This window comes from Actinoplanes sp. NPDC051405 (assembly GCF_055586185.1).
Genome location: NZ_JBVJIR010000008.1, coordinates 113,165 through 126,190, shown reverse-complemented (window position 1 = coordinate 126,190; position 13,026 = coordinate 113,165). Strand labels below are relative to the sequence as shown.

Here is a 13,026-nt window from a genome sequence, read left to right as displayed (position 1 = left end):
TGGTATGGCCGTCGTCTCCCCGCTCGATCTCCTCGACCTGGACGCTCTGCTGACCGACGAGGAGCGCGACGTCCGCGCGCTCGCCCGCCGGGTCGTGGACGACCGGGTCCGCCCCTACGTCGCCGACTGGTACGAGCGCGGCGAGGTCCCCGTCCGCGACCTGTCCCTCGAGTTCGGCAAGCTGGGCCTGCTCGGCATGCACCTCACCGGCTACGGCTGCGCCGGCGCGTCCGCGGTCGCGTACGGGCTGGCGTGCATGGAGCTGGAGGCCGCCGATTCGGGCGTGCGCTCGCTCGTCTCCGTGCAGGGCTCGCTCGCGATGTACGCCATCTGGAAGTACGGCAGCGAGGAGCAGAAGCAGCGCTGGCTGCCCGGCATGGCCGCCGGGGAGCTGATCGGCTGCTTCGGGCTGACCGAGCCGGACCACGGCTCCGACCCGGCGAACATGGCGACCCGCGCCCGGCGCGACGGCGACGACTGGGTGCTGACCGGCGGCAAGATGTGGATCACCAACGCCCCGGTCGCCGACGTGGCGGTGATCTGGGCCCGCACCGACGAGGGCGTGGCCGGGTTCGCCGTGCCGACCTCGACCGAGGGTTTCAGCGCCCGCGAGGTCAAGCTCAAGCTGTCGCTGCGGGCCTCGGCCACCGGCGAGATCACCCTCGACGACGTCCGGGTGCCCGACTCGGCCCGGTTGCCCACCGCGCGCGGCCTCAAGGCTCCGCTGTCCTGCCTCACCGAGGCCCGGTTCGGCATCGTCTGGGGCGCGCTGGGTGCGGCCCGCGACTGCCTGGAGACCGCAATCGCGTACGCGGGCACCCGCGAGCAGTTCGGCCGCCCGATCGCGGGTTTCCAGCTCACCCAGGCGAAGTTGGCAGACATGACCCTCGAGCTGCAGAAGGGCTATCTGCTGGCGCTGCACCTGGGCCGCCGGCACGACTCGGTCGGGCTGCGTCCCGAGCAGGTCAGCGTGGGCAAACTCAACAACGTCCGGGAAGCCATCAAGATCGCCCGGCAGTGCCGCACGATCCTCGGCGCCAACGGCATCAGCGGCGAGTATCCGGTGCTCAGGCACGCCAACAACCTCGAAAGTGTGCTCACGTACGAGGGAACCTCGGAGATCCACCAGCTGGTCATCGGGCAGAAATTGACGGGGCTGAGCGCCTTCGCCGGCTGACCGGGTGCGAGTGTCGTACCCCTTCCGTACCGTTGACCGCAGAAGGAGGGGGTGAGCACCGATGGCAAGTTCGCGTGACGTCGACGAGCCGACCCGGGAGTATCCCGAGGTCGACGACCAGGTAGCGACCCGCCCCGCACCATCCGTGGATGATCCGGCCCCGACCGCGGAGCCCAAGCCGGGTCTCGGCGGGTTCGCCCGCGTCCTCATCTTCACCGGAGTGGTCTTCGCGCTGATCGTGGCCATGTGCCTCGGGCTGCGCGCGATCAACGTCCTGCCCAGCTTCGACAACCCGTTCTCCGACAAGACCACCGACCGCAGCCAGCCGGTGCTGCTGCAGTCGATGCGGGACCTGAGCCGCTACGTCGCGGCCGACGGCACCTTCCAGGTCATCGTCGACCTCCAGGAGAACAAGGAGAACATCCCCGAGTTCCTGGTCAACAAGCGCACGCTGTTCGTGGGCTCGGGCACGGTCGAGGAGTACGTGGACTTCGGCACGCTCACCGAGGGCGCGCTCAAGGTCAACAACGCGGACAAGTCGGTGCGGATCGAGCTGCCCGCGCCGCAGCAGGGCCAGGCCGCCCTCGACATGGAGCGCAGCTACGTGGTCGCGGAGGAACGCGGCCTGCTCAACCGCATCGGTGGCGCGTTCAGCAACGATCCGAACCAGCAGCAGCGCGTCTATCAGCTCGCCCAGCAGCGGATCACCGAGGCGGCGCGCAGCAGCGGGCTCGATCAGCGGGCCCGCGACAACACCGAGAAGATGCTCACCGGCCTGCTCGCCAGCCTGGGCTACACCTCGGTGACGGTCACCTTCGCCACTCCCTGACGCAAAGAGGCGGCGCCCCTTCCCGACCGTGGGAAGGGGCGCCGCGCTGCGGCTGAGGTCACTCGTTGGGGAGCAGGACCCAGAGGATCAGGTAGATCAGGAACTGCGGGCCGGGCAGCAGGCAGGACACGACGAAGATCAGCCGCATCACTCCGGAGGACACCCCGAACCGGCGGGCCAGGGCGGAACAGACGCCGGCGATCCATCGGTCGTCGCGGGGCCGGGCAAGTCGGCGGGTCACGTCACTCACTCCTCATCGGTGGTGGTCGCAGCCGAGCGCCGCAACCACTGTCAACGGTATGGACCAGCCGCCACTTCGCCCTCGGTCCCGAGGTGGAGAAGGGCGCTCACATTCCCGTAAGGGCTACCCGTACCCGTCGTGAGGCCGCTGTTAACATCTGGGCAATCTCGCCCCCACACACCGCGTGCACGGGCGTCCGAGGTGGGAGGGATGTCTCGGTGACGCTCGCCGTCCTGTGCGGGAGCACCGGTAACGACCTCGGTCCGGGGGCCGCCCGCCGGCTCGCCGACGAGCTGACCGCGGCGCTGGCCGCCGCGGGGTCCACGACCGTCGTTCCGGTGGATGGTCTCGACGTCGCGGATCAGCTGCGCGAGGTCGCCCGGATCGCCGCCGGCGCCGCCGAGCCGCTGCTGCTCTGCGCCGACAACCTGGTGGCCCATCCCAGTCTGCTGCGCACCCTGGCCACCGAGCCGGCCGGCCGCAGCACCGCGCTGGTGGTCGCCGAAGACGGTGGTGATCTGCGCGAGGAGCGCGGCCGCCTGGTGTTCGCCACTGACGGTACGACCCGCTTCCTGGGCGCGATCAGCATCGCCCCGGCCGACCTGCCGATCCTGGCGGCCGCCGCGTCGCGGGCGGCCGGCCACTCGGTTCAGCCGTCGCCCGCGAACGATGCCGGTGAGGGCGCGGCCACCGCGACCGCTCAGCGCGACGCCATCGACGTGCTGCTGCGCGCTCTGCTGGAGGCAGGGCTGGTGCCCATCGCCACCCGGGTGCGGCTGCTGCACGCCGAGCGGGTGCACACCGAGGCCGGTCTCGTCAGCGCCCGGGCCGCTGTCGCCGCGGTGGACGAGGACGCCGCGTTGCTGCGGCTGGCCGTCAAGGAGAAGGACGACTTCTTCACCACGTACGCGGTGAGTACCTGGTCCCCGAGCGTCACCAAGCTGTGCGCCCGCCTCGGCCTGACCCCGAGCGGCGTCACCGCCGTGTCCGTCGTCTTCGCCGTGGCCGCCGCCCTCGCCTTCTGGGAGGGTTCGCGGCCCGCGCTGATCGCCGGGGCGGTCCTGCTCTACCTCGGCTTCGTCCTGGACTGTGTGGACGGACAACTGGCCCGCTACACCCGCACGTTCGGCGCGTTCGGCGGCTGGCTCGACACCATGGCCGACCGCGCCAAGGAGTACGCGGTCTACGCCGGTCTCGCCGCCGGTGCGGAACGGGCCGGCCTGCCGTACGCGTGGCCGCTCGCGATCACCGCCATCGTGTTGCAGACGGTCCGCCACATGACCGACACCTGGTACGGCGCCCTGCACGACGAAGCCGCCGCCCGGCAGTCCGTCGGCACCGCCGGCAACAGTGACGCCGGCGGTGGCGTGGGAGCACGGCTGAGCCGGGCCTCGAACCGGGTCCAGGCGGACACCGGCTCGGCGGCGTACTGGCTCAAGCGGATCGTGGTCTTCCCGATCGGGGAGCGCTGGGCTCTGATCGCCGTGCTCGCCGCGGTGAGCAACGGGCGGGTGGCCCTGGCTGCCGTGGTGGGCTGGGGACTGCTCGCTGCCGCGTACACGTTGGGTCTGCGCTCTTTGCGCTCGATCTCGATGCGCGTCGGCGTGCTGGACACGGTTGACACGTCGCGGCACCGCGACGACGGCCTGCTCGTCCGTGCGGTGCTGAGCGCGGCGAAGGTCAAGGCCCCGCTGGTCTGCACTGTCGTGGCGGCCCTGGCGGCGCTGGGACTGGTGATCGGGCTGCTGACCGGCGGCGTGCCGGGCGGCAGCGAGTCGGGCTTCTGGACCTCCGGCGACCTCAGGGTGGACCTGGTCCGGGCCGGCGACGCCTCGATCTGGCTTGTTGTGGTCACGCTGCTGGTGCTCGCCGCCGGGCTGGCCGCCCGGGCGCGGCACGACGGCCCGCTGGACTGGCTGATCCCGGCCGGGCTGCGCGCGGCCGAATACCTCATGGTCGTCGCGGTCGGCCTGATCTGTGCCGTGCCGACGCCCATTGTTTACCTGCTGTTGTTCGTCCTGGCACTGGATCACTACGACCTGACCGCCCGGATGGAGAAGGGTGCGCCCGACGCCACTGCGGCGAGGGCGTGGCTCGGCTGGGACGGCCGGGTCGTCGTGCTGGTGCTGAGTGCACTGTTCGGGGTCGCCACGGTCGGGGAGCTGCTGCTCGCCGTCGTCATGGGCGGCTCGTTCCTCGCGGGTGCGGTTCGTGACTGGCGCTCCGGAGGTAAGCGATGACCCTGCTCAGCGTGGTCCTGCCCGTGTACAAGGTGCAGGGCTACCTGCGCCAGTGCCTGGACTCCCTGCTGGAGCAGCCGTTCACCGACATCGAGATCGTGGCCGTCGACGACTGCTCGCCGGACCACAGCGGCGCCATCCTGGCCGAATACGCCGCGCGTGACTCCCGGGTCAAGGTCGTCACCGCGCCCGAGAACGTCGGCCTGGGCCGGGCCCGCAACCTCGGTCTCGACCACGCGACCGGCGACTACGTCTGGTTCCTGGACAGCGACGACTGGCTGGCCCAGGGCGCGCTCACCGCGATCGCCGACCGGCTCGCCGACACCGATCCCGACGTGCTGATCTTCGGTTTCGACCGGGTGCACTGGGACGGCCGGGTGGTGGTCGCCGGCGCCGCGAAGGTGCTGGCCGAGGCGCCGGAGACGTTCACCGTGGCGGAGTGGCCGCGGGTGCTCAACGTGCTGCACGTCGCCTGGAACAAGGTCGTCCGCCGGGACCTGCTGGTCAAGCTCGACTTCCGCTTCGAGCAGGGCTGGTACGAGGACGTCTCGTTCACGTACCCGGTGCTGGCCGCGGCCCAGCGGATCAGCGGCCTGCCGCGCACCTGCGTGCACTACCGGCAGCGCCGGACCGGGGCGATCACCCGGACCCTGGGAGATCGCCACTTCGAGATCTTCGACCACTGGGAGCACGCGTTCACCATGGTCGACTCCTTCTCGGCGCATCCGGAGGTGCTGCGGCCGGGTCTCTACAAGCGCATGCTCTGGCACTACCTCAGCGTGCTGCGCAACGCCGAGCGGGTGCGGCGGGGCTCGCGCCGGCGCTTCTTCGAGCGGATCGTCGAGCACGCCCGCAAGTACCGGCCCGCGGCGGGCTACGAGATCCCGGACGGACCGGAGGGGTTGCCGTACCGGCTCGTGGAGAAAGAGGCCTTCCTGCCGTTCCGGATCGCGGAGGGCGCGGCCCGCAAGGCCAAGAGGATGCGGCGGTTCAAGCGGGTCTCGATCCGCCGGGCCCGCAAGCTCGCCCGCAAGATCCGGGAAGGCGTGTACCGCGGCTACTACAAGCTCCAGCTGCGGCGGCCGGTGGACGACAAGCTCGCGCTGTACGCCGCGTACTGGTATCGCGGGGTGAGCTGCAACCCCGCGGCAATCGCCGCCAAGGCGGCGGAGCTCGCCCCGGACGTGCGCAACGTGTGGGTGGTCGGCCGGTCCCGGCTCAAATCCGTGCCGCCGGGCACCGATTACGTGGTCGCCGGCTCGCGGGAGTACTACCGCCTGCTGGCCCGGGCGCGCTGGCTGGTCAACAACGTCAACTGGCCGAACTGGGTGGTCAAGCGGCCCGGCACCACGCACGTGATGACCCACCACGGCACGCCGCTGAAGATGATGGGCATGGACCAGGCCGATCACCCGGCCGCGGCCAAGGACCAGGACTTCCGGGCGCAGATGCGCCGGGCGGACCGCTGGGACTTCAGCATCACGGCGAACGCGCACACGACGGTCGCCTGGGAGCGGGCGTACCCCTGCCGGTACGAGACGCTCGAGGTCGGCTACCCGCGCAACGACCGGCTGGCGCTGGCGACACCGGCGGAGGCGGCCGCTGTGCGGGAGCAGCTGGGGATCGCGCCGGGCGAGCGGGTCGTGCTCTACACGCCGACGCATCGGGAGTGGCTGCCGCCCGGTCAGCAGGTGCTCGACATCGACGCGTTCGCCGACCGGCTGGGACCGGACACGGTGCTGCTCGTACGGGCCCACTACTTCCACGTCACCGCGGCTCAGCGGACCGAGGCACGGCGGGGGCGGATCCTGGACGTGTCCGCGTACCCGGTGGTCGAGGACCTTTATCTGGCCGCCGACGTGCTGATCACCGATTACTCGTCGGCGATGTTCGATTTCGCCGTGCTCGACCGGCCGGTGGTGATCTTCGCGCCGGACTGGCCGGCCTACCGTGAACTGCGCGGCACGTATTTCGACCTGATGGAACTTCCGCCGGGTGCGGTGGCGACGACCTTCGCCGAACTGGTCGAGGTCTTCCGCGGCGGTGCCTACGAGGACGCCACCGCGGGCGAGCGGCGGGCCCGGTTCCGGGAGCGGTTCTGCTCTCTCGACGACGGCGGAGCGGCCGAACGGGTCGTGCGCCGGGTGTTACTGGCCGGTACCGGTAAGTAAATCTTCCGGTCCGGAACATCCGGTCCTTCCCGCCGCGACGGGGCTCTGAGTACTGCGACCTGCACAGACGATGCAATTAGTCGATCTTGTGAACCCGATGAACGGGTGACGATCCGGTGACTGTCGGCAAATGGCACGTTCACCCGATGGCAGGCATCGATGGCTGTAGTCACGCTAAGCCATCGTCGCAGCTCAAACGCAGGAGGTTGACGGTGTCCACCGTCGCGCTCAAGGACGTCACCAAGGTCTGGCCGGACGGTACGGTCGCGGTCGACCGCGTCAGCCTCGACGTCGAGGACGGTGAGTTCATGGTCCTGCTCGGGCCGTCCGGGTGCGGCAAGTCCACCGTCCTGCGCATGATCGCCGGCCTGGAGGACCCCTCGGCCGGCGCCATCCTGCTCAACGGCGAACCGGTCATGGACCTGGCGCCGCGCGACCGGCGGATCGCCATGGTCTTCCAGGACTTCGCGCTCTATCCGCACATGACCGTCGGCGACAACATCGGCTTCCCGCTCAAGCTCTCCGGCATCGAGCCCGGGCCGCGCGGTGAGCGGATCGGCGACGTGGCCAGCGCGCTGGGCATCGGCGACGTGCTGGCCCGCAAGCCCGGTCAGCTCTCCGGCGGCCAGCGCCAGCGGGTCGCGATGGGCCGGGCCATCGTGCGCCGCCCGGGGCTGTTCCTGATGGACGAGCCGCTGTCCAACCTCGACAGCGGCCTGCGCGCGGAGCTGCGCGCCGAGATCACCAGCCTGACCCGCGAGCTGGGCGTCACCACCATGTACGTCACCCACGACCAGGCCGAGGCGCTGACCATGGCCGACCGGGTGGCGATCATGCGCAAGGGCGTACTGCAGGACCTGGGCACCCCGACCGAGGTGTACGGCCGCCCGGCCACCCTCTACGTCGCCGCCTTCCTGGGCGCGCCCCGGATGAACCTGCTCGAGGCGTCGGTCTACGTGCACCTGGACCGCTACATCGCCCTGAACCTCGGGGAGCAGGCCCTCTACCTGCCGTGGAACGACATCCGGGCGCGGGCGATCTCGCACTACCACGGTGAGCGCATCGTCGTCGGCATGCGGGCCGAGGCGCTCACCCCGGTCGCCCCGGACACCCCGGGCGACGTGCTGCAGGGACGCATCCGCTACCTCGAGCACCACGGGCACGAGTCGCTGGCCTTCCTGGACATCGGGGCGACCGCGGTGGTCGTCGACGAGCTGGGCAAGGCGGTCACCGAGACCGACTCCGAGACCGGCGTGGTGCGGCGGATCGGGGGAGCGCTGCAGCGGCTCACCGGGCGTACGGACAAGGCCGTGCTGGAGCGGGAGGAGGCCGAGAAGGCCTCGGTGCTCAGCGACCCGGGCCGGCACCACCGGCGGCCCGCGGAGCTGGCTGTGCGGCTGGCGCCGTACCCGGCCGTGTCGCCGGGGCATCCGCTGGCGATCAACGTACGGATGGACGCCCTGCACTTCTTCGACGAGCGCGGCGATCGCATCGATGTCGGTTGGCGCTGAAAACCCCTCTCGCTTCTCTTGACCGGATGGCCTATCGTCCCGCCTACGTCGGTGCGATGGCGTATCGACGTCGTTGAGGCGAGGAGGGGACGGACGTGGCCAACGGATCCGGACTTCTGGTGATCGAACGCATCCTGCGCGACAGACAGGGCATCTGGCAGCAGGTGGTGGAGGACCGGTCCCTCAACCGCCTGACCGGTCAGATGCTGCTCAGCTCGGTGGTGGCCCTGGCCTGCTACGGCGCGGTCCTCGGCTCGTTCCACAGCGTGCTGATGGCCCTCACCTCGGCGGTGAAGCTGCCGCTGCTCTTCCTGGTCACGCTGGCCATCTGCCTGCCCACCCTCTACCTGTTCAACCTGGTCTTCGGGGCCCGGCTCTCGGTGCGGCAGTCGCTGGCGCTGGTCATGGTGGCGCTGACGGTCACCGCGATGCTGGCCGTGGCGTTCGCCCCGATCGCGCTGTTCTTCCTGATCACCGCGCCCGACTACGGGTTCTTCAAGCTGCTCAACGTGGCCATCCTGGCGCTGTCGGCCCTGGTCGGGCTGCGCTTCCTGACCGGCGGCATGCGGGTGCTCAACGAGAACGGCCTGCTGGCGCCGGAGAAGCCCGCGGTGCAGCAGGCGACGCCGGCCGAGGCCCCGGCCGGTCCCGCGCTCGCGCCGGCCGGCGCGACGGCCACCACGCCGGCCAACGGCAGCGGCGGGACCGCGACGCTCACCGCTCCGGCGCCGGCACCCGTACAGGCGGCTCCCGTGGTGCCGCCGGGCTACATGCTGACTCCGATCTCGCACCACCCGCGCCCGGTCCGGCCGCCGAAGGAGAGCCAGCCGACGCCGCCGAGCATGACCCTGCTGTACGTCTGGATCCTGCTCTTCGGCTTCGTCGGCACCCAGCTGGCGTGGACCCTGCGGCCGTTCTTCGGTAGCCCGGGAATGAAGTTCAGCCTGTACCGGGACATCGACGGCAACTTCTACGCCGAGATCCTGCGGACCCTGTCGAATCTGTTCTGATCTATTACCGGTTCCTTGACTGCCACGGAGGCGGTACGCAGCGTAGGCTGATCGGCGGTGGAAGAGACTGTCGACCAGCATGTGCTGCGTCCGGCTCCGGACAGGGAGTCGCCGGACGCCACCCCCGTGCACTCTCCGGCCGGTGGGTCGACCCTGCTGGACCGCAAGTTCGGGCGCGACGAGATCACCGTGGTCCGCCACGAGGTCACCGCGCGGCTGGACACCGGGTTGCTCGCCGACCGGCTGCACGGCTTCGTCCTCGCGATCAACGAGGTGATCACCAACGCCGTGCTGCACGCCGGTGGTCAGGGTCGCATCGTGCTGTCGGTCACGGCGACGACGGTGTGCTGCACGGTGACCGACTCGGGGCCGGGCATCCCGGAGCAGTTCCGCCGGCCGCCGAACGTGCCCGAGGCGTTCGAGGTGGGCGGCCGGGGCATCTGGCTGGCGCACCAACTGTGCGACGAAGTGACGATGGCGACCGGCCCAATTGGCACGACTATCGAACTGTGCGTACACCTGCCTGGCCGCAATACCCTGTCTGGCCTGGTCAACGAGGGCGCGACAGCCGGCTGAACGCTGAATGAAACGCCGTGGAAATGTGATCGAGGGCATTGAGGCGTGTCGGCCATCCGGGGCGACTACATTGGGCCAGTGCTTGGACTACCTCCTCATGTGACGGCGTGCCTCTTCGACCTTGACGGCGTGCTCACGCAGACCGCCCTGGTGCATAACGCGGCGTGGAAACAGACCTTCGACGCGTTTCTCCAGACCTGGTCCCGGCACCATGGACAACCGTTTGTACCGTTCGACCCGGGCGCCGACTACCACCAGTACGTCGACGGCCGGCAACGTGCGGACGGGGTTCGCACGTTCCTCGCCTCGCGGGGCATCACCCTGCCCGAAGGCACGCCCGACGACGGTCCCGACGCGGAGACCGTCAACGGCATCGGCAACCGCAAGAACATCCTGGTCCTGCAGAAGATCCAGGAAGGCGCCGTACAGGTCTACCCCGGCTCGGTCGACTACCTGCACGCGGCCAAGGCCGCCGGGTTGCGCCGCGCCGTCGTGTCGGCCAGTGCCAACTGTGCCGACGTCTTGCGGGCGGCCGGCATCGCGGAGCTGCTCGAGGTGCGCGTGGACGGCGTCACCGCCCGCGAGCAACACTTGCCGGGCAAGCCGGCCCCGGACACGTTCCTGGCCGGCGCGAAACTGCTCGGGGTGGCCCCCGAGCAGTGCGCGGTGTTCGAGGACGCTCTGGCCGGCGTGGCCGCCGGCAAGGCCGGCGGTTTCGGCATCGTGATCGGCGTGGACCGGGCCGGCCAGGCCGACGCACTGCGCGAGCACGGCGCCGACATCGTCGTGCAGGATCTCGCCGAGCTCCTCAAGTAATTCCCCTTACAGACTTTCTCCTTTCTCAGTTGCGAGAGGCACCACCGTGATCCGTGAACGGGCCTACCCCGTCGATCCCTGGCACATCAGGGAGACCCGGCTGGACCTGGATGTGCTGGCTCAGTCCGAGTCGGTCTTCGCCCTGGCCAACGGCCACATCGGCATCCGGGGAAACCTGGACGAGGGCGAGCCGCACGGCCTGCCCGGCACCTACCTCAACTCGTTCTACGAGCTGCGGCCGCTGCCGTACGCCGAGGCGGGCTACGGGTTCCCCGAGTCGGGCCAGACGATGGTCAACGTCACCAACGCCAAGCTCATGCGGCTGCTCGTCGACGACGAGCCGTTCGACGTGCGCTACGGCGAGCTGCGCTCCCATGAGCGTTCGCTGGACCTGCGCGCGGGCACGCTCGAGCGGATCGTGGAGTGGGTCTCACCCTCCGGTCAGGCGATCCGCGTGCGCACCGTACGCATGGTGTCGTTCACCCACCGCGCCATCGTCGCCTTCCTGTACGAGGTGGAGCCGCTCGACGCCTCCGCCCGGCTGATCCTGCAGTCCGAGCTGGTGGCCAACGAGCAGCTCCCGGCGACCAGCAAGGACCCGCGGGTGGCGGCGGTGCTGGACCACCCGCTGCAGGCCGAGGAGATGCTGGAGCAGCGCACCGGCGGCCTGCTCGTGCACCGCACCAAGGCCAGTGACCTGCGGATGGCCGCGGCGATGGAGCACGTGGTGGAGACGCCGGGCAAGCACGCGGTGACCACCGAGGGCCACCCGGACTGGCTGCGCACCACGGTGGCCTGCAAGCTGGAGCCGGGCCAGAAGCTGCGGGTCGTCAAGATCGCCGCGTACGGCTGGTCGAGCAACCGCTCGCTGCCCGCGGTGCGCGACCAGGTCGGCGCGGCCCTGGCCAGCGCCCGGCTGGATGGCTGGGAGGGCCTGGTCGAGGCGCAGCGGGAATACCTGGACGCGTTCTGGGACCACTCCGACGTCAAGGTCGAGGGCGACCCGGAGGTGCAGCAGGCCGTCCGCTTCGGCCTGTTCCACACGTTGCAGGCCGGCGCCCGGGCCGAGCAACGACCGATCGGCTCCAAGGGCCTCAGCGGCCCCGGATACGACGGTCACACGTTCTGGGACGCCGAGACCTTCGTGCTGCCCGCCCTGACGTACACGCAGCCGGCCGCCGCGGCGGACGTGCTGCGCTGGCGGCACTCCACTCTGGATCTTGCCCGGGAGCGCGCGCAGACCCTCGGCCTGCAGGGCGCGGCCTTCCCGTGGCGCACGATCCGCGGGCAGGAGTGCTCGGCGTACTGGCCGGCCGGCACCGCCGGGTTCCACATCGGAGCCGACATCGCCGACGCCGTGCGGCGCTACGTCTCGGCGACCGGCGACTTGGACTTCGAGCGCGACTACGGCCTGGAGCTGCTCGTCGAGACCGCCCGGCTGTGGCGCTCGCTCGGGCACCACGACCGGCACGGCCGCTTCCACATCGACGGCGTCACCGGCCCGGACGAGTACACGGCCGTGGTCGACGACAACGTCTACACCAACCTGATGGCGCAGCAGAACCTGTTCGCCGCGGCGGACGCGGCCAAGCGGCACCCGGAGCTCGCCCGCAAGCTGGGCGTGGACGACGAGGAGTCGGCGTCGTGGCGGGACGCGGCGGCTTCCGTGCACATCCCGTACGACCGGGAGCTCGGCGTGCACCAGCAGTCGGAGGGCTTCACCCGGCTGGCGGAGTGGGACTTCGAGAACACCCCGCCGGAGGCGTACCCGCTGCTGCTGAACTACCCGTACTTCGACCTGTACCGCAAGCAGGTGGTCAAGCAGGCCGATCTGGTCATGGCGATGTACCTGCGAGGTGATGCCTTCACCCCCGAGGAGAAGGCCCGCAACTTCGCGTACTACGACGCCCGTACCGTGCGGGACTCGTCGCTGTCGGCCTGCATCCAGGCCGTCATGGCCGCCGAGGTGGGCTTCCTGGAGCTGGCCCACGACTATCTGGGCGAGGCCGCCCTGATGGACCTGCACGACCTGCACCAGAACGCCCGGGACGGCGTGCACGTGGCGTCCCTGGCCGGTTCCTGGATCGCCCTGGTGGCGGGCCTGGGCGGCATGCGTGACTTCAACGGGCAGCTGTCCTTCGCGCCCCGGCTGCCCAGCCGGATCAACGCGCTGGAGTTCTCGCTGCTCTGGCGCGGCCTGCGGCTGCGGGTGGAGGTCACGGCCGACGAGGTGACCTACTCGCTGCGCAACGGCGGTGGTTCGGCGCGTCTGGACCTGCTGCACCACGGCAAAGAGGTCACCATCACCCAGGTGAAGCCGGTCGTGCTGCCGATCCCGCCGGCGCCGCCGACGGGACCCGCGCCCAGCCAGCCGGCCGGTCGCGCCCCGGTGCGCCGGGCCACCGGGGTCTGATTCCGCAACGAAGAAGCCCCCGTCCTCCGCGAGGAGGACGGG

At 70.4% G+C, this 13,026-nt stretch carries 10 protein-coding genes; 9 read left to right on the top strand and 1 reads right to left on the bottom strand.

All coding sequences use genetic code 11. From position 1 onward, the window contains the following. The first annotated feature begins 4 nt into the window (after nt 1-4). Together ACZ6S4_RS18935 and ACZ6S4_RS18930 are read left to right on the top strand one after the other, a co-directional pair. The gene (locus tag ACZ6S4_RS18935; RefSeq protein WP_465476196.1) at nt 5-1,177 is read left to right on the top strand and encodes an acyl-CoA dehydrogenase family protein; all 1,173 of its coding nucleotides are present in this window, start codon (nt 5-7) and stop codon (nt 1,175-1,177) included. A gap of 61 nt (nt 1,178-1,238) precedes the next feature. After that, nucleotides 1,239-2,006 (top strand): DUF4230 domain-containing protein, encoded by a 768-nt coding sequence (locus ACZ6S4_RS18930; protein WP_465476195.1) that lies wholly within the window; start codon nt 1,239-1,241, stop codon nt 2,004-2,006. A gap of 58 nt (nt 2,007-2,064) precedes the next feature. Here ACZ6S4_RS18930 and ACZ6S4_RS18925 read toward each other — a convergent pair whose 3' ends face one another. Further along, entirely contained in the window at nt 2,065-2,247 is a 183-nt protein-coding gene (locus tag ACZ6S4_RS18925) for a PspC domain-containing protein (RefSeq protein ID WP_203772772.1), read from the bottom strand. A 233-nt stretch (nt 2,248-2,480) separates the two neighbouring features. Here ACZ6S4_RS18925 and ACZ6S4_RS18920 point away from each other — a divergent pair, with 233 nt between their 5' ends. The 7 genes from ACZ6S4_RS18920 to ACZ6S4_RS18890 all read left to right on the top strand — a co-directional run bounded on the left by ACZ6S4_RS18920 (nt 2,481) and on the right by ACZ6S4_RS18890 (nt 12,984). Further along, nucleotides 2,481-4,487 (top strand): DUF5941 domain-containing protein, encoded by a 2,007-nt coding sequence (locus ACZ6S4_RS18920; RefSeq protein ID WP_465476361.1) that lies wholly within the window; start codon nt 2,481-2,483, stop codon nt 4,485-4,487. Continuing rightward, nucleotides 4,484-6,658, top strand: a complete 2,175-nt coding sequence (locus tag ACZ6S4_RS18915) for a bifunctional glycosyltransferase/CDP-glycerol:glycerophosphate glycerophosphotransferase (RefSeq protein ID WP_465476194.1) — start codon at nt 4,484-4,486, stop codon at nt 6,656-6,658. The genes ACZ6S4_RS18920 and ACZ6S4_RS18915 overlap by 4 nt, the downstream gene beginning before the upstream one ends. Nucleotides 6,659-6,870: 212 nt before the next feature. Then, a complete protein-coding gene (locus ACZ6S4_RS18910) occupies nt 6,871-8,169 on the top strand; it encodes an ABC transporter ATP-binding protein (protein WP_360551086.1) in 1,299 nt (432 codons plus the stop codon). Between the two features lie 95 nt (nt 8,170-8,264). Further along, nucleotides 8,265-9,179, top strand: a complete 915-nt coding sequence (locus ACZ6S4_RS18905) for a hypothetical protein (protein ID WP_465476193.1) — start codon at nt 8,265-8,267, stop codon at nt 9,177-9,179. A gap of 57 nt (nt 9,180-9,236) precedes the next feature. Beyond that, the gene (locus tag ACZ6S4_RS18900; protein ID WP_465476192.1) at nt 9,237-9,755 is read left to right on the top strand and encodes an ATP-binding protein; all 519 of its coding nucleotides are present in this window, start codon (nt 9,237-9,239) and stop codon (nt 9,753-9,755) included. 78 nt (nt 9,756-9,833) lie between these two features. Next, nucleotides 9,834-10,571, top strand: coding sequence for a beta-phosphoglucomutase family hydrolase (locus ACZ6S4_RS18895; protein ID WP_465476191.1), 738 nt, complete (start codon nt 9,834-9,836; stop codon nt 10,569-10,571). 46 nt (nt 10,572-10,617) lie between these two features. Continuing rightward, nucleotides 10,618-12,984, top strand: coding sequence for a glycoside hydrolase family 65 protein (locus ACZ6S4_RS18890; RefSeq protein ID WP_465476190.1), 2,367 nt, complete (start codon nt 10,618-10,620; stop codon nt 12,982-12,984). The last annotated feature ends 42 nt before the right edge of the window (nt 12,985-13,026 follow it).

What these genes read in the sequence shown, in the direction of transcription:
- ACZ6S4_RS18915 (WP_465476194.1), top strand. Translation starts at nt 4,484, where the DNA reads ATGACCCTGCTCAGCGTGGTCCTGCCCGTGTACAAGGTGCAGGGCTAC.
- ACZ6S4_RS18935 (WP_465476196.1), top strand. Translation starts at nt 5, where the DNA reads ATGGCCGTCGTCTCCCCGCTCGATCTCCTCGACCTGGACGCTCTGCTG.
- ACZ6S4_RS18930 (WP_465476195.1), top strand. Translation starts at nt 1,239, where the DNA reads ATGGCAAGTTCGCGTGACGTCGACGAGCCGACCCGGGAGTATCCCGAG.